The organism is Lentzea aerocolonigenes, assembly GCF_000955955.1.
Classification (GTDB): Bacteria; Actinomycetota; Actinomycetes; order Mycobacteriales; family Pseudonocardiaceae; genus Lentzea; species Lentzea aerocolonigenes_A.
The window spans coordinates 1-20,537 of record NZ_JYJG01000222.1 but is presented as its reverse complement, the minus strand read 5'-3'; the positions used below and the strand labels follow the sequence as shown (position 1 = coordinate 20,537).

Sequence of the window (20,537 nt, the reverse complement as noted above, 5' to 3'; positions counted from 1 at the left end):
GGCTTTAAGCGGGCTCGGCATCCTTCGGGCATGAACGCGAAGGTGATGAGCACGGCTCTGGTCGTGCTGAGCTTGACGAGCCCGGCCGTGGCGTACGCGGCCGCCGACGAGGTCGTACAGGTGCAGAACACCAGTGCGGCCTCGTCGGCGGACAAGACCGTGTCGGTCACCTGCCCGAGCGGCACGAAGGTCGTCGGCGTCGGCGGTTCGGTGACCGGCGAGCGCACGACGATCACGCGGGTGCGGCCGAGCGACGACCTCAGCAGCGTTGAAGTCACGGCGGTCGAGCACGGTGCGGGGACCGTGCAGTCGTGGACGGTGAAGGCGCGGGCGAAGTGCGCGGCGGGTGAGGTCAACCTGGTGGCCAAGAGCGGCACGAAGAACGCCGAAGCGTCGTGCCCGAGCCAGCAGAAGACGCTCGGTGTCGGCGGGGAGATCGCGGGCGAGGGCGTGCATTTCACGAAGATGGCGCCCAAGAGCAACCTCAAGGGCGCCCTGATCGAGACCTCCGGCAACGCGGACGTGACGGCGTACGCGATCTGCGGCACCAGGCCCGGCCTGGTCCTGCGCGGCGGCACCACGTCGGTCGTGATGAGCAAGACCGGGACGAGGAACATCGCCTGTCAGGGCGACGAGCAGGTGATCAGCGCCGGCGGATCGGTCGGCGGCGCGATCATCTCGGACGTCGAACCGGCCGGGCCCGTCGCGACCGTCACGGGTGAGGCGGCGGACGCGCAGGGCCAGGCCATCCGGTGGTCGATCACGCCCTACGCGGTGTGCTCCCAATGAATATTCCTGGAAATGGCCGAGGGTCGACCTCGATCTCACGCATTCGCGTGACGTAGGTCTGGTAACACCTCCTCGCCTCCCCGTGACTCCCTCCGGCGGCGAGGACGCGCACCAGCATCAGGTGCGCAGGCTCGTCGTACGGGTCGCGTTCCAGTACGCGCAGGCAATACCTGCTGGCCAGCGCGTACTCCCCACCGGACTCGGCCCGTGCGGCGAGCACCGCCACGACCTGCAGGTAGATCAACCGGGCTTCCTCGCGCAGCCGCCCGGCCCAGTCCTCGTAAGGGTCCTCTTCCAGGAAGTCACCGTGATACGCGGACTCGGCGGCCGCCAGCAGCGGCTGCGCTTCGGATGAATTGCGTTGTGCCGCAGCGAGTCCAGCGCGTGCGTCAGCCAGGAACGACACCACGTCGACGGGCAGCACGTCCGGGTCGAGCCGGATCGCGTCACCTTCGGCCACGATTCCCGTACCAGCGCGCAAAACACTGCGAGCCGTGGACAACGCGACGGCGAGCCGGTTCGCGACCTTCTCCGGTTCCTCGTCCGGCCACAGCAGGTTTCCGAGCGCCTCACGGGTGATCGGCCGTCCGCGCCGCGCGATGAGGATCTTCACCAGGTCCCTGGCCTTGCGCGACTGCCACGCGGCGGGTGGCAGCGGTTCGCCGTCGCGCAGCACCCGGAACCCGCCCAGCGTCTGGATGAACAGCTCCGGCCTGCTCTCCTTCCGGCACCTCTCGGCAACGCTCGCCGCCGCTTCCGCGAGCACCCGAGCACCGAGATCCGCAGCTTCCCGCCTCGCTTCGGAGGCGAGTTGCTCGCCGGCGGCACCACCGATCAGCATCGCCTGCGCCGTGCGCACCCTGACCTCGCCGAGCGGGTTGCCGATCTCGCGCCACAACGTCAGTGCCTGGTCCAGCAGCACCGGGTCGCGTTCCAGCACCCCGCGCAGCCGCAACGCCCGCGCGAACCCGGCCCGGTCGCCACGCCGGGTCGCGATCTCCGCCGCCTCCTGGCACCGGGCCTTGTCGTGGTCGAGCCAGCCCAGCACGAGCAGTGCCGCCACGCTTTCGCCCAGTTCCAACGCTTTGCGGGCGTGCTCGCGTGCCAGTTCGGGGTCGTCGTCGGAGAAGAGCTCGGCCAGTCCGACGTGCGCCAGAATCATGTGCGGCACGGTGTTCTTGGCCGACGCGAGCCGCAACGCCTCGTGCAGCGCGTATCCCGCCAACGCCCGGTCGCCCCGCTTGCGGTGCACCTCGCCCAGATACACCAGCGGTGCCGCCGCGAGCCAGCTCCCCGCCTGGTCGAACACCTTCTGCGCCGCGAGGAAATCCGCCGCCGCCTCGTCCAGCCGGCCGAGCCCGAGCAACGCCTCGCCGCGGTTGTGCAGCCCGATCGCCCGGTACGTCGCGAACCCCGTGACGTCCGCCAGCGGCAGCATCTCCTCGATCTCCCGCAACGCCGCCCGGTGCTCACCGGCCTCGACGTGGTGCGACGCCCGGTTGGACCGGATGCGGATGACGCCGAGCACGTCACCGGCCTTCTGCGCGTGGTCCAGCGCGATGTCGTAGTGCTCGGTCAGCTCGTCGCGCTTCCCTTGTGCCGCAGCGACCATCGCGAGCACGGTGTGCGCGGTGCCGATCGCGCAGTCGGTGGTGGCCGTCTCCAGCGCCTGGTTCGCCTTGGCCTGCGCCGCTTCCAGGTCGCCCAGCGCCCAGTGCGCGCTCGCCGCGGTGCTGAGCAGCATCGGGTCCGAGCTGTCCGCGCAGTCGTCGCAGATCTTCAACGCGTCCTCTGGCCCGCCGCGCAGGTGCTGGATCCACGCCATCCGCCAGGCCAGCTCCGCGGTCAGCCCGTCCTCGGTGGCTTTCGTGAACCGGTCCGCCGCCTGCCGCCACTCTCCGCGCAACTGGTGCGCGACGCCTTCGAGCTGCCACACCTCGGCCGTGCGCTGGTCTTCGGGCACCAGTCCGGTCGCCGCGAGCACCGCGTCCGCGCCACCCGTCCGCAGCACATCGCCGAGCAATGCCGTGACACCAGGCCAATCCTCCAGCGCGGCAAGGGAATCGACCGCCCGCACGTACTCACCACGTGAGGTGAACCAACGAGCCGCCGTCCGGTGCACGCCGACCGCCGGTTCCACGTACTCGCGCGCCAACGGCACCAGCGTGAACCAGCCGGGTTCGGCGCGGACGTGCTCGACGAACAACCCGCGTCGCGCAAGGTCGGGCAAGATCGTCGGAGCACCGGAATGTCCCAGCTCCACAAGAAGATCCGTGGTGAATCGATCGAACGCGGCGGCGGTCCTCAACAAAGACCGGGTTTGTTCCGGTTCTCTGCCGACGACTTCGTCGACCAGGTCGGCGAGCTCCTCGACCGTGCCCGTCTCCGCGACGAGCCGCACCGCGATCGGCCACCCGCCGGTCACCTCGTGCACGTCGTGGCCGGCGACCACAGTGGTCTCCTCCGCGCTGAACGCCAGTTGAGACGCGGTGATCTCGGTCAGCTCCCCGTCAACCTTCAAGCGCCGCAACGAGAACGGCGGCAGCACACGTCCGGACAGGACCAGCCGCGCGCTCGCGGGCAGCTGCAGGCACAGCGCCTCCAGCAGCGCAACGGCCGAATCCCCTTGTCTCAGCACCTGGATGTCGTCCAGCACGACGAGAACGTCCGGCGGCCAGGCGTCGATCAGCAGCCCGGCGATGGCGTGCGCCCGGCCTGCCTCGTCCTCACCGGACACCGCCGGCACGCTGGTCCGGTTGGCCGCCAACGCCAAAGCCATCGGCTGCAACAGCCGATGGCCTTCTTGGCAGGTGTGCCACACCACCGGACGGTCGGTGTGCGCCTGAGTGAGCAGCGTCGTCTTGCCGTAACCGGCTGGTGCGACGAGAGTAGTGAGCCTCGTCGTGCAGAGCAGCCCCTCGAGCCGGGGCCGCCGGATCACCTTTGTCCTCCCACGCCCCAAGATCGTCGCTGACCCGAAAGCGTTACACGGTCACCTCTGTCTTCTTGCGTCGCAACCGCATCACAGTCGCCACCACCAGAATCACGGCCAGGATGCTGTAGGCGACAGCGGCGAACGGGCTCGCGACCAGCGCGATGAGAGAGCCTTCGCTGATCTGCAACGTGCGGCGCAGCTGTTCCTCCGCCATCGGCCCGAGGATCATGCCCACGACCAGAGGCGCGACCGGATAACCGTGCCGCCGCATGAAGAACCCGGCCACCCCGATCACCAGCAGCACGATCAGGTCGTCCACCACGAAGTTGACCGCATAGGTGCCCAAAGCGGCGAACAACAGGATTCCCGCGTACAGGTACGGCCGCGGGATCTGCAGCACCTTCACCCAGATCTTGACCAGCGGCAGGTTCAGCACGAGCAGCATCACGTTGCCGATGTACAGCGACGCGATCAACGCCCACACCATCGCCGAGTTGTTCGTGAACAGCAACGGCCCCGGCTGGATCCCGTAGCTCTGGAACGCCGCCACGATCACCGCGGCGGTCGCGGTCGTCGGCAACCCGAGCGTCAGCAACGGCACCAGAACACCCGCCGCAGCGGCGTTGTTGGCCGCCTCCGGACCCGCCACGCCCTCGATCGCCCCGTGCCCGAACTCCTCCGGCCGCTTCGAGAGCTTCTTCTCTGCCGCGTACGACAGGAACGTCGACACGTCCGCACCACCGGCGGGAACGGTTCCGATCGGGAAGCCGATGGCGGTACCGCGCAGCCACGGTTTCCACGACCGCGCCCAGAACTCGCGGGTCATCCACTTGCCGCCCACCGGCACGACCTCGATCGGCCCGTGCCGCAACCGCGACGCCACGTACAGCGCCTCGCCCACCGCGAACACCCCGACCGCCACCACGACCACGTCGATGCCGTCGGCCAGCGTCGCCACACCCAGCGTGAACCGCTGCTGCCCGGTCAGCGTGTCCGTGCCGACCAGGCCGATGAACAGCCCGAGCCCCAGCGACGCCAGCCCGCGCACCGGCGACGAGCCGAGCAGCGCCGCCACGGTCGTGAACGCCACCACCATCAAAGCCACGTAGTCAGCAGGCCCGAGAGTCACGGCGATGTCCGCAATGGACGGTGCGAGCAACGTCAGCAGCACGGTCGCGATGGTGCCCGCCACGAACGACCCGATCGCGGCGGTGGCCAACGCTGCCGCGCCACGTCCGGCGCGGGCCATCCTGTTGCCTTCCAAGGCGGTCACGATCGAGGCCGACTCACCCGGTGTGTTCAGCAGGATCGACGTCGTGGACCCGCCGTACATGCCGCCGTAGTAGATGCCCGCGAAGATGATCAGCGCCGCGGTCGGGTCGAGCGTGTAGGTCAACGGCAGCAGCAACGCCACCGTCATCGCCGGTCCGATGCCCGGCAGCACGCCGACAGCGGTGCCGAGCGTGACGCCCAGCAACGCGTACAGCAGGTACATGGGTTGCGCGGCGGTCGCGAACCCCTCCAGGAGAGCGTTGAGGTCACCCATCGAGGAACGGCACCCCTTCGAAGATCCCGGCGGGCAGCGACAGGCCCAGCCCGTACGAGAACACCACCTGCACGACCAACGCCAGCACCACCGCGATCGGCAACGCGCGCCACCACACCGCGCCGAGCGTCCAGGCCGCGCCGAAGAACAGCACCGCCGCCGCGACCGGCCAGCCGACCAGTCCGATCAGCACCAGATGCGCGATGAGCACCGCCGCCAGCTTGGCGACCGTGACCCAGTCGGTGCGGACGTCGGCGTCGACGTCCTCGCCCTCTTCAGCCTGGCCGAGCTTGCCCCGGGCGGTGGCGATGATCGCCGCGATGCCCGTGACGACGAGCAAAGCCCCTACGGCGTAAGGAAAAGCACGCGGGCCGACCGCGTTGTCGTCACGCGCGACGATCGTGGTCGCGTCGACCAGGGTGAAGACCCCGATCGCCGCGACCAGACCGCCGAACGCGTACTCCTCGACTTTTGCCGCAATCACTTCACGAGCCCGATGTTCTGCAGCGCGGGGCGGATGCGGCCGATCTCCTTGTTCAGGAACGTGGAGAACTCGCTGCCGCTCAGGAACGTGTCGGTCCAGCCCTTCTTCTTCAGCTCTTCCTGCCACTGAGGGCTGGAGTGCATGTCGGTGACCAGCTTCGTGAGCCGCTCCTTGGCCTCCGGCTTGATCCCGCCCGGCGCCACGACACCGCGCCAGTTCGTCAGCTCGACGCCCAGGTTGAGGTCCTTGAACGTCGGCACCTTCAGCGTCGGGTCCTGGTTGGGGCCGGACGTGCCGAGCGCGCGCAGCTTGCCGGCCTTGATCTGCTCGCGGTACTCGCCGATGCCCGAGATCCCGGCGTCGACCTTCTTGCCGAGCAACGCGGCCAGCGACTCGCCACCGCCCGAGTACGGGACGTAGTTGAGCTTGTCCGGGGAGATGTCCTTCGCCTTGAGCAGCATCCCGGCGAGGATGTGGTCGGTGCCGCCGGCCGAACCGCCGGTGATCGACACGCCCTTGCCCTTCTCCGCGATCGCGGCCAGCAGCTCCTCGACGTCCTGGTACGGCGAGTCCGCGGGCACGACGAGCACCTCGTCCTCGGCGGTCAGCCGGGCGATCGGCGTGACCTCCTCCATGCGCGCCGCCGAGTTGTTCGTCTCGACCGCGCCGACCATCACCAGGCCGGTGATCATCAGGAACGACTCGGACCGCTCGTTGGCGAGCTTCTGCAGGCCGACCGTGCCACCGGCGCCGCCGACGTTGCTGACCTGCACGGATCCGGCGAGTTTCGCCCCGGACACGGCAGTCTGCATGGCCCGCGCAGTCTGGTCCCAGCCGCCTCCGGGGTCGGCCGGTGCCATGATCTCCAGCTTGCCGATGCCGTCGTTGCCGCCGCCGGAGCTCTTCGCCGCCTGACCGCATCCCGCGAGCACCAGTCCGACGGCCGCGACCGCCGCCGCACGTCTCCAGCTCGTACCCATCGAGCACTCCTCCGCCTCGTCGCGAACGTTGGGCGGGAACGCTAGGTACCTGCGGGTCTCAAACCGGTGCATAGGTCGTAAGGGACGTATTGGTCGTTAAGTTCGTGACCCAGTTCACATGTGGTGCGTAAGAATGCCCCTCATGTTCCGCCGGTCGGTCTCGCTGGGCGTCTCGCTGCTGGTGTTGCAGGTGGTCATCGTGCTGATGACGACCTGTGCCGCCGGGCTGCTCGCGGCCAAGCTGCAGAGCGATCGGATCCGCGAGGCGTACAAGGACCGGATGCTGTCGGTGGCGGAGAGCGTGGCCAGGTTGCCGACGGTGGTGCAGGCGTTCGACTCACCCGACCCGGCCGCGACCATCCAGCCGCTGGCGGAGCTGATCCGCAAGGCTTCGCAGGTCACGTACGTGGTGGTGACCGATCGCAACGGCGTCCGGTACGCGCATCCCGATCCCCGGCGCATCGGCGAGCGGGTGTCCACGGATCCCACGGCGGCTTTGTCCGGCGAGGTGTTCGTCGGGACTGAGACCGGCACGCTCGGCACGTCGTTGCGCGCCAAGGTTCCGGTGCGCGCGGCCGATGGACACATCATCGGCATGGCGTCGGTCGGCATCCTGGAGAGCCAGCTGGCGGACGACCTCGCCGAGGACCTGCCGGAGCTGATCGGGTGGCTCGCGGCCGCCGCACTGGTCGGTGTGCTCGGTGCCGCGCTGGTCACGCAACTGGTGCGGCGCCGGACGTTCCGGCTCGAACCAGCCGAGATCGCACAGCTGCTGGAAACGCGTGACGCGATGCTGCACGGCATCCGCGAAGGCGTGGTGGCCGTTGATGATCGGCAACGGCTGGCACTCGTCAACGACGAGGCGTTGCGGCTGCTGGGTTTGTCGGAGAACCCGACCGGGCTGCCTGCCGCGGACGTGCTCGACGAAGGTCTGCTCGAGCTGGCACGGGCGGAGGACGACCTCGCGGACCGGCTGGTGCTGGCCGGGGAACGGGTGCTGGTCGCGAACCGGATGACGGCCAAGACGCACGATCGGGCAGTCGGTGTCGTCCTGACCTTGCGTGACCGAACCGAGTTGCACGACGCATTGCGCGAACTGGACGGCCAGCGCACCGTTACCGAGGTGTTGCGCGCGCAGGCCCACGAGTTCTCCAACCACCTGCACGTCATCGGCGGTCTGCTGGAGCTGGACCGCCGCACCGACGCGGTCGCCTACATCGAACGGGTCGGGGGCGCGGGTTCGATCACCGCGGACATCATCGACGGTGCCAACGCCGATCCCGCGCTGGCGGCGTTGCTGCTGGCCAAGTCCTCCACCGCGCACGAACGCGGCGTGGAGCTGAGGCTGGACCCGGACAGCGCGGTGGACATCCGCGCGGGCGACGACGCGCTGACCGTGCTGGGCAACCTCGTGGACAACGCCGTGGACGCCGCGGAGACAGGTGGCACGGTGCGCGTGCTGGTTCGTTCGTCGGCACAAGGAGTGCGGATGGTCGTGGACGACGACGGATCCGGGGTGGCCGAGTCGCAACGCGGCCGGATCTTCGACCTGGGCGTCAGTTCCAAGGGCGCCGACCGGGGGATTGGACTCGCGTTGGTGTCGAGGGTGGTCACCCGTCGCAGCGGCCACGTGGCGATCACCGACTCGGAGATGGGCGGCGCGTCCTTCGACGTGTGGCTGCCGGAGACGGGGAACCGATGAGCGTGCGGACCCTGGTCGTGGACGACGACTTCGCCGTGGCCGCCATTCACCGCGGGTTCCTGGAGGCGATGCCGGGGTTCGAGGTGGTCGGCGAGGCGCACCGCGGCGGTGAGGCGTTGCGTGCTGTCGAGGCGTTGCGGCCGGACCTCGTGCTGCTCGACATCCACCTGCCGGACATGTCGGGGCTGGAGGTGCTGGCGCGGTTGCGTGCTCGCAGCGGACCTCCCGTGGACGTCATCGCGGTGACGGCCGCGCGGGAACGGGAAACCGTGCGCCAGGCGATGTCCCGCGGTGTCGACAACTACCTGGTGAAACCGTTCACGCGCACGGCTTTCCTGGATCGGATGCGCGAGTACCTGGCCCAGCGGACCGAGGTGCAACGGCTCGGTCAGGTGCTGGACCAGGCGGACGTCGACCAGTTGATGCACCACCGTCCGCGGGTGGTGCTGCCCAAGGGACTGTCGGCGGTTACTTTGCGACTGGTGACGGATGCGTTGAAGGACAGCGAGGCCGACCTGTCGGCGCAGGAGGTCGGGGACAGGGCCGGGTTGTCGCGGGTCAGTGCGCGGCGGTACCTGGAGCACCTGGTGACCATCGGGATGGCGGAGGTGCAGCCGCGGTACGGCATGGCGAACCGGCCCGCGCACGGTTACCGGCTGACCTGAGCGAGGAGCCGGCCCACCAGCTGGTCGGTGACGATCAGTCCGGCGAGGGCCGCTCCGAGTGCGATCGGCCCGAAGTGGGGCAGCCCGAAGGCGGTGATCACGGCGAACGTCAACGTCGCCGGCGCGGACCGCAAGGCGCCGCGCACCAGGGTTTCCGCGGCGGGGAAGCCCGAGCGGTGGTGGGTCGACGAGGCGAGGATCGTCAGCACCACCGGGACGCACGACAGCAGGCCGGCCAGTTGCGGCCCGAGAAACCGCGCCACCACAGCAAGTCCTGCCAGCACGGACACGGTGACCAGCACGCGTACCGGTGCGTCCCAGCGTGGTGCGGGCGAGGGCTCGACGGGTCCTGGCGCTGTCCAGGTCACGAGTCCGGCGATCACCGCGGCCAGTGCCACCACTGCCGCCGTCCACGGGGAACTGTCAGCCGCGAACGAGAACGCCGCCGCGGCGACGACCAGCGCGACCACGACGGCGGCCGTCGGGGTGCGCACCCACCGGCCGAGCCGCCCGTAGCCGAGGCAGAACGCGACGAACACGAGCTGTCCGGCGACGATTCCTCGTGCCGCGTGTGCTGCGGCTTCTGTGCCGTCGAGCATGAGCAGTGCCAGCAGCAACGGGAGAGTGGTCGTCGGGAGACCGGCCAGTCGCCCGCCCAGGCGGTGACCGAACCGTCGTTGGACCACTGTCAGCATCGGGATGGTGAACACGGGCAGGACCAGCGGAAACAGCAGAACCTCCATGGTCAGCACATTTCCACGGATCCCGGCGAACATGGCTCGGAAATCCTGCTCATCTGCTGGGATCTGCCGAGTTTTCCTCAGCACTTGCTTCGCTTGACCGAGTTCTTCACGATGGAGTGGTGGACGCCATCGACCGCGAGCTGGTGCGACTGCTGGAACGGGACGCCCGTGCGTCCTACAACGAGCTGAGCAAGGAGGTGCGGCTGTCCGCCAACACCGTGGCGGACCGGGTGCGCCGCCTGCGGACCTCCGGCGTGATCAGCGGCTTTCGGGCCGAGATCGACCCGGCCGCGCTGGGCAGGGGCCTGAACATGGTCAGCGACATCCGCCTGCGCGAGGACGCGGACCGCGGCCGGTTCGAGCGGGCGCTCCAGCGTCTGCCACAGGTGGTGTCCGGCGCCAGGATGACGGGGGAGTACGACTACCAGATCCGGATGGCCTGCGTGGATCCCGCGGAGTTCGAGACGGTGGTCAACCAGTTGCGGCAGGACCACGGGGTGCGGGAGATCCGCAGCCGGCTGGTGTTGCGGGACATCGCCATCAACACCAGCGACCTGCTCGACCTCAGCTGACCTTCGCGTCCCAGTCGATGCGGTAGTTCTGGTCCTTCGTGAAAGCCTTGGCGCCGAAGGTCTTCATGACGAGTGGCATCAGCAGGCGGGTGAGCGGGCCCATGCCGCGCTTGTCGCTGTTGGTCTTGGCCGCGCGTGCCGCGATCCGTTCGACGCGTGGCCTGCGCAGCTGTTCATAGGTCGCGAAAGCCGTTGGCAGGTCCGGGATGTCGCGCAGGCAGCGGGCGAGCTGGATCGCGGACTCGGCGGCCAGCGAGGCACCTTGGCCGGAGCTGGCGCTCGGGGCGTGGGCGGAGTCACCGACGAGGACCATGCGGTCGCGGTACCAGTGCGGGACGCTCGGCATGATCTCCAACGGGCCGGCTGCGACGACTTCACTGCTGTGCGCCAGAAGTTGCTTCGCGGGCAGGTCGTCGCCGTACGCCTCGCGGAGTCGTTCCAGCCAGTTCCCGGACTCCTGGTCCGGATGCTCGACCGCGAGGTTGTTGAACCAGGCCACGGTCCCGTCGGGTTGTTCCCAGTAGCCGAGGAACGAGCTGCCGAACACGAAGTACATCGTCTCCGGGTCGCCGTGCACGCCGCTGTTCTCCGCGTACGAACCGAAACCGAGCAGGCCCACGTACTCCGGTTGTGGCGCTTGGGGATCGATGATCGCGCGTACTCTCGAACGGATGCCGTCGGCGCCGATCAACACGTCGCCGGTCTCTTTGCTTCCGTCGGAGAACGTTGCGGTGACACCGTTTTCGTCGTTCGTGACGTCTGCCAGGCGCTTGCCGTACTCGACCTTGATCTGCTGCGCCACGGTCAGCTCGCGCAGTCGTTGGTACAGCTCGGCGCGCGTGACGACCCGACTCGGGTCTCCGCTGATCCTGCCCAGCGTGCGGCCCTTGGCGTCGGCCATCACCATGTGGCGCAAGGGTTCGCCGAAGTCCGGTTCGAGCCCGGCGAGCTGCAGAGCGGCGAGCCCGTTGGGTGCCACGGTGAGCATGCCGCCGACGCCGTCCGCGGTCGTGTCGTACGCCTCGAAGACGACCGACTCGATGCCGGCCTTCCGCAGGGCGAGCGCGGTGACCGGTCCCGCGATGCCGCCCCCGATGACTAACGCCTTCACTGTTCCCTCCCGAAGAATTGCCGCCACCGGTGCTGGTAGTCGGCTTTCGCCAGTTCCCCCGTGAGCTTGTCGACCAGCCGCAGTTCGGCTTCCAGCACCGCGACCCGGTAGTCCTCCTCAACGAGGAAGATCCACTCGACGCCCTCGCCCGTTGCCTCGGCGACCATCGCGTGCGTCTCGTCGATGTCCTTCCTCAGTGCGGCGGCGCGGGATCGGAGCAGCTCCACCGCCTCCGCCGGGTCGAGCACGGAGATCAACGACAGCGCCACGCCGAACTGCGGGTACTCGTGCACCGGGTCGCGGACGAGCTCGCGCATCCAGTCGTAGAGCTCCTCACGGCCCTCGTCGGTGAGCGCGTAGACCGTGCGCTCGGGCCGTTGGGTGTCCTTGACGGTCTCCTGCTCGGCGACGAACCCGGCCTTCTTGAGCTGCTCGACGACCATGTAGAGCGAGCCGCGGTTGAACTTGATGTTGCGGTCCTTGCCCGTGTCCTTGAGCTGTTTGCCCAGCTCGTAGGGGTGCATGGGACCCATCACGAGAAACGCCAGCACGGCCAGGGCCAGCGGGTTCGACACCTTGCGACGCACGTTCCGACCTCCTTGGTCAGTCTCAACTATCCGATACTGACTAGTCGATGTCAACTATTGGCTATTGACCGTGAACTTTCCCGGTTCCAGACTTGATGAACAGGCCGCCTCCCTGCACAGGAGGTTCGGCATGCGCAGACACCTCTCCAGAAAGATCCTTCCCCTCCTCGCGGCCCTCGTGACCACCGCCGGTCTCGCCGTGGTCGCGCTCGTGAACCCGTCGCCGTCGGCCGCCGCGGGTCACGAGGACTGCCGCCCGGACGGCCTCTACCGCACACCCGGCGTCGACACTCCGTACTGCACGGTCTACGACACCGCCGGCCGCGAGAAGATGGGCGACAAGTCCCGTCGCGTGATCGGGTACTTCACCAGCTGGCGGACGGGGAAGAACGGCGCGCCCGCGTACCTGGCGAGCAACATCCCGTGGACCAAGGTCACCCACCTCAACTACGCGTTCGCGGGCATCGGCACGGACAACAGGATCTCGGTCGGGCCGGCGGGTGCGAACAACGCGTCGACCGGCATGGAGTGGCCGGGCGTGCCAGGTGCCGAGATGGATCCTTCGTTGTCCTACAAGGGTCACTTCAACCTGCTGACCAAGTACAAGAAGCAGTACCCGAACGTGAAGACGCTGATCTCGATCGGCGGCTGGGCGGAGACGGGCGGGATCCTGAACCCGGACGGCACCCGCAACGCCACGGGTGGCTTCTACAAGCTCGCGCAGTCGCAGGCGTCGATCAACACGTTCGCCGACTCGGTCGTGGCTTTCCTGCGGCAGTACGGGTTCAACGGCGCGGACATCGACTACGAGTACGCGACGTCGAACAACTACGCCGGAAACCCGGACGACTTCTGGATCTCCAACGCGAACCGCGGCACGTTGTGGACCGGCTACGAGAACCTGATGAAGACGTTGCGCGACAAGCTCGACCGCGCGGGTGCGGCGGACGGCAAGCACTATCTGCTGACGGCGGCGGTTCCGGCGTCCGGCTGGTTGTTGCGCGGCCAGGAGGTCTACGGCGTCACCCGTTACCTCGACTACGTCAACATCATGAGCTACGACCTGCACGGCGCGTGGAACCACTTCGTGGGCCCGAACGCCGCGTTGTACGACAACGGTCAGGACGCCGAGCTCGCGCACTGGCAGGTGTACACGACGCCGCAGTACGACGGGCAGGGCTATCTCAACACGGATTGGGCCTACCACTACTTCCGCGGCGCGATGCAGGCCGGGCGGATCAACATCGGCGTCGGCTTCTACACGCGTGGCTGGAGAGGCGTGACCGGTGGCACGAACGGGTTGTGGGGTACCGCGGCCTTGCCCAACCAGGCGCAGTGCCCGCCCGGTACCGGCGGAACCGTCGGGTCGACCGTCCCCTGCGGCAACGGCGCGGTCGGTATCGACAACCTGTGGCACGACGAGCTCAACGGCATGGAGGTGCCGTCGGGCGTGAACCCCATGTGGCACGCGATGAACCTGCAGAACGGCATCACGCCGGACTACCTCACCAAGTACGGACTCGACCCGGTCAACGACCCCGACGACCGGCTCACCGGCACCTACGCCCGCAACTACAACAGCACTCTCGTCTCACCCTGGTTGTGGAACAGCACCAAGGGCGTATATCTGTCCACCGAGGACGACGTGTCGATCGCCGCCAAGGCCAGTTACGTGGCCGGCAAGGGCATCGGCGGCGTCATGATCTGGGAGCTGGCGGGCGACTACGCCTACGACAGCACCAAGTCGCAGTACTACATCGGTGACACGCTGGTCTCGAAGATCAATGACGGTCTGCGCGGTGCGGCGCCTTATGGTGCGTCGAAGGCCGGTCGCGCGATGCCGTCGTCCGTGTTGAACGCGAGTGTCAGCTTGAGCGGGTTCGCGTTGGGCGACAACAACTATCCGATCAATCCGACGATGCGGATCACGAACAGTTCGACGGTGACGATCCCCGGTGGCACGCGGATCGAGTTCGACTACGGCACGAGTGCGCCGGGCAGCATGACCGACCAGTCCGGGTTCGGGCTGGCGGTTTCCGCGCGTGGCCACAGCGGGCCGAACGTGGGCGGGTTGCGCGGCGACTTCCAGCACGTCGTCGTGACGCTGCCGTCGTGGCAGACGATCGCGCCTGGTGCCGCGGTGGACGTCCGGCTGAACTACTACATGCCGATCGCGTCGCCGTCGAACTTCACGTTCACCTTCGGTGGCAACAGCTACGTCATCTCGGGTGACCAGCCGCGTGGCAGTGGCACCCCGCCGACCTCCACCACCACGTCGACAACTACAACCACGACAACCACAACTACGACAACCACAACTACTACGACGACGAACCCAGGCGGCAGCGCGTGGGCTCCCAACACCTACTACGCCACCGGAGCCCAGGTGACGTATGGCGGTGCGACTTATCGCTGTCGTCAGGCGCACACGTCGCTGACAGGCTGGGAACCGCCGAACGTCCCGGCGCTGTGGGAACGAGTCTGACCGGCTGAGCACTTGTTCCGTTCTCCGGGCCCGCTGCATCAGGTAGCCCGGCGCTGGGAGCGCCCCCTTGCTAGCTTCGGCGGGTGAGGGGGCGTCTCATGCGCGAATCAACGGAGTTCGTCGAGGCAGCGGCCGCGTTGAAGCCGGTGCTGGCACGGGAGCAGGCGGCGGGTGACCGCGATCGGCGGCTGACCGGCGAGGCGATGGCGGCGATGCGGGACGCCGGGATGTTCCGCATGTTCGTGCCCGAATCGCTGGGCGGCTCGGAGCTGGGGCTGCGGACCTCCGTGGACGCACTGGCGGAGCTGGCGTACGGCGATCCGTCGGCCAGCTGGGTCGTGATGATCCTGGGCGCGGCCGATCTCGTGGTCGCCCAGATGGCTTTCGAGGCTCAGCAGGAGATCTACGCAGACGGTCCGGACACGCACGTCTGCGTCGTCCTCACTCCACATGCGACAGCCGAGCGCGTCGACGGCGGTTGGCGGATGTCCGGTGAGTGGTTCCCTGCTTCCGGTTGCCTGCACTCGTCGTGGGGTGTGTTCGGGTTCCCCATCGAGGAAGGGGATGCCGGGGTTGCCGCGATTCCGTTCAGCGAGCTGCGGATCAAGGACACCTGGCACACGGTCGGCATGCGTGCCACCGGCAGCAATCTCGTTGTGGGACGGGACGTTTTCGTGCCGGACCATCGCGTCCTGAGGTTGCGCGACGCGATCGCCGGGCCTTTGGGTTCGGGTGCCCGGTTCCGGTCCGCACTGCTTCCGACCGTGCTCACGTACATGATCGGCCCGTACCTCGGGATGGCCGAGGCCGCGCTCGGGCACGTGATGTCCAAGGCGGACAAGCGTCCCGTCTCGTTCACGACCTACCAGCGGCAGAGCGACTCGCCGGCGTTCCAGATCGCGATCGCCGAGGCGTCCGCCAAGATCGACGTCGCCCGGTTGCTCGCTCACTCGTGCGCCTCGGTGATCGACGACCACGCGTTGGCCGACACCTTCCCGGACTACGCGACGCGTGCGCGGCACCGTCTGCACGTCACCCATGCGGTGCGGCAGTGCGGTGAGGCGCTGGAGATGCTGGTCGCCGCACACGGCGCGGCGGCCGTGGCGGAGTCCAGTCCTCTCAGCGTTCTGCTGCGCGACATGCAGACGGGCCTGAAGCACGCGATGATCAACCCGTCGTGGAACCTGGAGGCGTGCGGCCGCGCGTTGCTGGGCGTGGAACCGAACATCACGCCCCTCTTGTGAAGGTTTTCGGCCAGTTGTGAAGGTTTTCCCGCACCTCGTTGTCGCCATGCCATGATCAGTCGCATGAGAATTGGGGGCAGGATTTTCGTTGTGGTTGCTGCGCTTGCGGGCCTGGTGGGCTGTGGAGCACATCCTGAGGCGGTACCCGTGCCGCAGCCGATCGCGCTGAGCACGCCGACGACGGGCGAACCGTCGTGCGACACCGGGCTGCAGTTCCGGATGACCACCGGCGACTCGGCGATGGGTCTGCGCATCCGTGGCATCGAGGTGCTCAACTGCGGCACGGAACCGCTGGAGCTCAACGGATACCCGCAGGTGAAGCTGTTCGACGGGGACCGGCAGCAGCTGGACGTGCAGATCCTCGACGGCTCCGGCGGCATCTCCAGGGTCGACGGTTTCGACGACCCGCCGCAACCGATCGTGGTGCAGCCGGGTGAGAGCGCGAAGAGCGAGTTCATGTGGAAGAACACCAACACCTCCATCGAGCCGCCGCAGCTCGCCAGGCACGCCGACCTCGCGGCCGCGCCAGGTGGCACGTTCCAGCCGCTGCTGACCTCGGACGGCAGGGACCTCTACATCGACCTCGGCAGCACCGGCCGCTTGGGGGTTCGCGCCTGGTACCGGTAGCGGTCGAGCAGCGGCGCGCACGGTTCGTGATGGTCAGCGGAGACGAGGTCGAGCAGGTCCCCGTCTCCGCCGACCACCGCTGCACCAAGCTGTGTCGGCCGTGTTAATTCTTCCGGCGGCCCAGCGTTTCCGTGTTCTGATGACGACATGTCGACCGCCGCACTCCTGAGCTTCACGCTCGTCGCGCTGCTCACCGTCATCACGCCGGGCCTGGAAACCCTGCTGGTGCTGCGAACGGCCGTCCTGGTGGGCCGCCGGGCCGCGATGGCCGTGGTCGTCGGCAGCACCCTGGGCTGCCTGGTCTGGGCAACCGCGGGCCTGGTCGGCCTCACCGCCCTGCTGCAGGCCTCCGAACTGGCCTACAACATCGTCCGCTGGCTCGGCGCCGCCTACCTGATCTACTTGGGCGCCAAGGCGTTGTGGACCTCCCGCCACCCTGCTCCGGTCGACGAGCCCGCGCCCGTCCCGTCCGCACGCGCGGCGATCCGGGTAGGACTCTTCACCAACCTGCTGAACCCGAAGCCGGGCATCTTCTACATCTCGCTGCTCCCGCAGTTCCTCCCGGTGGGCCAACCGGCCTGGGGTGCCGTCCTGGTGGCGATCCACCTGGGCATCGGCCTGCTGTGGTTCCCGATCCTCATCACCGCGGCCGGCCGTGCTCGAGCCTTCCTGGTCCGCCAGCGAACCCTGCTCGACCGCCTCTCGGCCAGCACCCTGATCGCGTTCGGCCTCAAAACGGCAGTGGACGCCCGCTAGCCGAAAACTGTCAGACCCACCCGTGGAGTTGTCCCCGAATGCCGGACACCTCAAGGTGATGCGCCAGCGGCTGGCGGAGCTGGAGAAGGAGAACGAGATTCTCCGCACGGGTGATGAGCATGCTCGGGCTGGCCGGGATGATGTGATGGGATGAGCCCATGTCGACCGCCGCACTCCTCAGTTTCTCGCTGATCGCGCTGCTGACCGTCGTCACCCCGGGCCTTGACACGGTGCTGGTCCTGCGCACGGCGCTGTTCACCGGCAAACGCGCGGCGCTGGGAGTGGTCCTCGGCATCACGCTCGGCTGCCTGGTCTGGGCCGTCGCCGGGCTCGCCGGCCTGACCGCGCTGCTCCAGGCGTCCGAACTCGCCTACGACGTCGTCCGCTGGCTCGGTGCCGCCTACCTGATCTACCTCGGCGCCAAGGCGTTGTGGCAGTCCCGCAGGGCCGTCGAGGCGCAGGACTCCCGCCCGGTCCCGACCGCCGGGGCGTCGTTGCGCGTCGGCCTGTTGACCAACCTGCTCAACCCGAAGGTCGGCGTCTTCTACCTGTCGCTGCTGCCCCAGTTCATGCCCGCCGGACAACCCGCGTGGGGCGCGGTGCTCGTCGCCATCCACCTCGGCCTCGGCCTGGTGTGGCTGCCGATCCTGATCGCGGTGGCCGGCCGAGCCCGTGCCTTCCTGGTGCGTCAACGGGTTCTGCTCGACCGCCTGACCGCGTCCGTGTTCGTGGCGCTGGGACTGAAGCTGGCATTCGACAGCTCGGCCGGGTGAAGCTGGCCGAGTCGAGCGGCGTCGAGCTCACCGGGTGTCCGTGTCAGTGGCCGACCTGTGCCAGGCGGCCAGCGCGACCCGGTTCGGCAGCCCCAGCTTCGCGCGGATGTCGACCACGTGCCGGTCCGCCGTCCGCGGCGAGATGAAGAGCCGCGCTCCTATCTGCGCCGACGTGAACCCCTCCGCGACCAGTCCGGCGATGGTGAACTCCTGCTTGGTCAGCCCGCCGGGCAACGTGGGCTTGACCGGCTTGCGCTCGGAGTCCGGCACCGGCTCGAGCGCGAACTCCATCGCCTGCTCCTGCCGCAGGTCCGCGCCCAGCGTCATGATCACCTGGTAGTCGTCGCCCAACGCGCGGCGCACCGTGCGGTCCGCTCGTTCCAGCATCCTCTGGAACGGCTTCATGTTCCCGAACGAGATCCGCGAAACCCGTTCCTGCGACCGCAACGCGCCCAGCAACCGTGCCGCGCGGTCGTGCGCGCCCAGCTCGGCGCACGTGCAGGCGAGCAACCACAGGCTGTACGCGGGACCCCAGGTGTCGCCGAGCACCAGCTGGATACGCAACGCCTCGACCGCCAGCGGGTGCACCAGCGCCGGATCGCCGTGCAACAGCTCGTAAAGCGCCTGATGCCACAGCCCCCACGCGTGCGACCAGCCGACGCCGTTGCTTTCCGCCAGCCTGATCAACCCGGTCGTGGCCTTGTCCGCGGCTTCCGCGTCCAGCAGGAAACACGCCGCCATCGCGTGCATCAGCTCGGCGATGTACGTGTCACCCGGCGACGCGTACTCACGGGAAAGTTCGACGACGTGCGCGTACAGCGGCACACAGTCCGGTGAGCCATCCACGTAGAAGAGGTTCGTGGCCTCGACGAACACCAGATCCACGTCGGTCATCGGCATGCGCGGCAACTCGCGCGCCTCGTTCATCAACGGAACCGCCGCCGACATGTCGCCCTGCGTCTGCGCCAGATGTGCGCAATGCGCCAGCAACGACGTCCGCAACGGCGGCTCGGTGATCACCTTGCGCGCCACCGCGAGCAGGTCGCGCGCCTGCCCGAGCATGCCCGCGAACGACGTGAAACGGCTCCGCTGCACGTTCATCGCCATCACCGCGCCGGCCTCGGCGAGGTCGGAAGTGCCGAGCGCGTACCCGACCGCGGCGCGGATGTTCGGCCACTCCTCCCACAGCCGCGCCATCCACAGCGCCTCGTCAGGCGAGAACCACGAGCGCGCCACCTCGTCCGCGAACTCGCTGTAGTGCAACACGTGTCGCCGCAACGGTTCGTACTCGTCCGCGAGCAGACGCGCACCGAACTGCGACACGGTGTCCAACAGCCGGTAGCGCGTCCGCTGCGTGACCTGACTCGTCGACGCCACCACGATCGACTTCCGCACCAGCGCCGACAACGACGCCAGCACGTCCCCGCCCGCCACCGCCTCGGCCGCGGCGCGGTCGAAGTCCGCCGGGAACACCGACAGCGCCGCCCACAGCAGCCGCTCCTCGTCCGTGCAGTGCCGCGCCGACCACTCGAACGCCCGCTCCAGCGTGACGTGGCGCGCTGCCCCGTGCGCGTCCCCGGCCGGCAGGCCGAGCTGCTCCAGCACATCCTTCAACGACATCTCGGCCAGCCGCGCCGCCGCCAGTTCGATCGCGAGCGGCACCCCGCCCAACGCCCGGCACAACGCACCGACCTCAGACAGATCGACCTCGCTCAACGCCGCCCCGGCCGCCTCCGCACGCTCCACGAACAGCTGCACCGCGTCCTCGCCCAACGGCGGCACCCACAGCAGGTGCTCGCCGTAGACGCCGAGCTGCTCCCGCGACGTCGTGAGGATCGTCAGCCCCTCGCAGTCCCGCAACAGGTGGTGCACCAGGCGCCGCACCGGCTCCAGCAGATGCTCGCAGTTGTCCAGCACGAGCATCAAATGCTTGTCGTACAACGACTCCACGAGCCGCCCGAGCCCAGCATCCGGCGAGTTGTCGACGATCCGCAACTCCGCCGCGACCGTCCGCGCCAGCAACGCCGGATCCTTGAGATCCGCGAGCGGCACCACCCACACCCCGTGCTGGAACGCCCCCGCCCGCGCCACGGCCCGCCCGGTCTCCACGGCGATGCGCGTCTTGCCGACACCGCCGGCCCCCACCAACGTGACCAGCCTGGCTTTGCCGAGGAGCGCCCCGGTTTCGGCGAGCACCGCCCGGCGGCCGATGAACGTCGTGGTCTGGGCAGGCAGATCGCCCCGCACGGTCATCGGCGCATCTTCGCTCAGCGACGGTCGGAGGTGACCACGAGGATCACCTCACCACCCTTTCGGCCTAGAGGGTTCGACCATGCGTGGTCACGCGCTCACGAGTGCGGACGATCATCTTGCTGGCGAGCCGGATTCCCTGACGCGCGTTGAGGTGCGGCAGGTAGGCGCGGCTCACCGCGTTCGCGATGCGAGGCAGTGCGGCCGAGTCCGGGTACGCCATGAACATCGGGCGGTAGGAGGGCTGGAACTTCGCCTTGAACGCGAACAGCGAGCGGAACCCGTACA

Annotated in this window: 18 protein-coding genes; 9 read left to right on the top strand and 9 right to left on the bottom strand. The window is 68.4% G+C overall.

Going from position 1 to position 20,537, the window contains the following annotated elements; translation table 11 throughout:
• The first annotated feature begins 30 nt into the window (after window positions 1-30).
• Window positions 31-789 (top strand): hypothetical protein, encoded by a 759-nt coding sequence (locus tag UK23_RS26975; protein WP_156213403.1) that lies wholly within the window; start codon window positions 31-33, stop codon window positions 787-789.
• On the opposite strand, the gene UK23_RS26970 is transcribed toward UK23_RS26975, so the two are convergent.
• The 4 genes from UK23_RS26970 to UK23_RS26955 are packed head-to-tail and all read right to left on the bottom strand — an operon-like array spanning window position 761 to window position 6,734.
• Window positions 761-3,730, bottom strand: a complete 2,970-nt coding sequence (locus UK23_RS26970; protein WP_045314447.1) for a BTAD domain-containing putative transcriptional regulator — start codon at window positions 3,728-3,730, stop codon at window positions 761-763. The two genes, UK23_RS26975 and UK23_RS26970, sit on opposite strands and share 29 nt — an antisense overlap.
• Window positions 3,731-3,773: 43 nt before the next feature.
• Window positions 3,774-5,270 carry a tripartite tricarboxylate transporter permease gene (locus tag UK23_RS26965; protein WP_045314446.1) on the bottom strand — a complete coding sequence of 499 codons (1,497 nt, stop codon included), beginning with the start codon at window positions 5,268-5,270 and terminating at the stop codon, window positions 3,774-3,776.
• Entirely contained in the window at window positions 5,263-5,754 is a 492-nt protein-coding gene (locus UK23_RS26960; RefSeq protein WP_045314445.1) for a tripartite tricarboxylate transporter TctB family protein, read from the bottom strand. Before UK23_RS26960 ends, UK23_RS26965 begins: the two co-directional genes overlap by 8 nt.
• On the bottom strand, window positions 5,751-6,734 hold the full coding sequence (locus UK23_RS26955) for a Bug family tripartite tricarboxylate transporter substrate binding protein (protein WP_052685088.1): 984 nt from the start codon (window positions 6,732-6,734) through the stop codon (window positions 5,751-5,753). The genes UK23_RS26960 and UK23_RS26955 overlap by 4 nt, the downstream gene beginning before the upstream one ends.
• Window positions 6,735-6,867: 133 nt before the next feature.
• On the opposite strand from UK23_RS26955, the gene UK23_RS26950 reads away from it, so the two are divergent.
• Window positions 6,868-8,436: an ATP-binding protein gene (locus UK23_RS26950; RefSeq protein ID WP_045314444.1), complete on the top strand. Its 1,569-nt coding sequence runs from the start codon at window positions 6,868-6,870 to the stop codon at window positions 8,434-8,436.
• Window positions 8,433-9,101, top strand: a complete 669-nt coding sequence (locus UK23_RS26945) for a response regulator (RefSeq protein WP_045314443.1) — start codon at window positions 8,433-8,435, stop codon at window positions 9,099-9,101. The genes UK23_RS26950 and UK23_RS26945 overlap by 4 nt, the downstream gene beginning before the upstream one ends.
• Here UK23_RS26945 and UK23_RS26940 read toward each other — a convergent pair.
• The gene (locus UK23_RS26940; RefSeq protein ID WP_156213402.1) at window positions 9,086-9,844 is read right to left on the bottom strand and encodes a hypothetical protein; all 759 of its coding nucleotides are present in this window, start codon (window positions 9,842-9,844) and stop codon (window positions 9,086-9,088) included. The genes UK23_RS26945 and UK23_RS26940 overlap by 16 nt on opposite strands.
• Window positions 9,845-9,963: 119 nt before the next feature.
• Here UK23_RS26940 and UK23_RS26935 point away from each other — a divergent pair, with 119 nt between their 5' ends.
• Window positions 9,964-10,416, top strand: coding sequence for an Lrp/AsnC family transcriptional regulator (locus UK23_RS26935; RefSeq protein WP_045314470.1), 453 nt, complete (start codon window positions 9,964-9,966; stop codon window positions 10,414-10,416).
• Here the strand turns inward: UK23_RS26935 and UK23_RS26930 are convergent.
• Both UK23_RS26930 and UK23_RS26925 read right to left on the bottom strand, forming a co-directional pair.
• Window positions 10,409-11,527 (bottom strand): FAD-dependent oxidoreductase, encoded by a 1,119-nt coding sequence (locus UK23_RS26930; protein ID WP_052685086.1) that lies wholly within the window; start codon window positions 11,525-11,527, stop codon window positions 10,409-10,411. The genes UK23_RS26935 and UK23_RS26930 overlap by 8 nt on opposite strands.
• Window positions 11,524-12,114 carry a PadR family transcriptional regulator gene (locus UK23_RS26925; RefSeq protein WP_231114688.1) on the bottom strand — a complete coding sequence of 197 codons (591 nt, stop codon included), beginning with the start codon at window positions 12,112-12,114 and terminating at the stop codon, window positions 11,524-11,526. Before UK23_RS26925 ends, UK23_RS26930 begins: the two co-directional genes overlap by 4 nt.
• A gap of 130 nt (window positions 12,115-12,244) precedes the next feature.
• Between UK23_RS26925 and UK23_RS26920 the strand changes: the two genes are divergently transcribed.
• From UK23_RS26920 to UK23_RS26900, 5 genes are all read left to right on the top strand, one after another.
• Window positions 12,245-14,599, top strand: a complete 2,355-nt coding sequence (locus UK23_RS26920) for a chitinase C-terminal domain-containing protein (RefSeq protein ID WP_045314441.1) — start codon at window positions 12,245-12,247, stop codon at window positions 14,597-14,599.
• Between the two features lie 98 nt (window positions 14,600-14,697).
• Window positions 14,698-15,843: an acyl-CoA dehydrogenase family protein gene (locus UK23_RS26915; protein WP_045314440.1), complete on the top strand. Its 1,146-nt coding sequence runs from the start codon at window positions 14,698-14,700 to the stop codon at window positions 15,841-15,843.
• Between the two features lie 90 nt (window positions 15,844-15,933).
• Window positions 15,934-16,470, top strand: coding sequence for a DUF4232 domain-containing protein (locus UK23_RS26910; protein WP_196777909.1), 537 nt, complete (start codon window positions 15,934-15,936; stop codon window positions 16,468-16,470).
• Between the two features lie 147 nt (window positions 16,471-16,617).
• Window positions 16,618-17,226 (top strand): LysE family translocator, encoded by a 609-nt coding sequence (locus UK23_RS26905; RefSeq protein WP_045314438.1) that lies wholly within the window; start codon window positions 16,618-16,620, stop codon window positions 17,224-17,226.
• 158 nt (window positions 17,227-17,384) lie between these two features.
• Window positions 17,385-17,999, top strand: coding sequence for a LysE family translocator (locus UK23_RS26900; RefSeq protein WP_045314437.1), 615 nt, complete (start codon window positions 17,385-17,387; stop codon window positions 17,997-17,999).
• Between the two features lie 27 nt (window positions 18,000-18,026).
• On the opposite strand, the gene UK23_RS26895 is transcribed toward UK23_RS26900, so the two are convergent.
• Together UK23_RS26895 and UK23_RS52965 are read right to left on the bottom strand one after the other, a co-directional pair.
• Window positions 18,027-20,252, bottom strand: a complete 2,226-nt coding sequence (locus UK23_RS26895) for an ATP-binding protein (RefSeq protein WP_052685084.1) — start codon at window positions 20,250-20,252, stop codon at window positions 18,027-18,029.
• Between the two features lie 64 nt (window positions 20,253-20,316).
• Window positions 20,317-20,537: hypothetical protein (locus UK23_RS52965; protein ID WP_045314436.1), on the bottom strand; the 221-nt coding region annotated here is incomplete at its 5' end.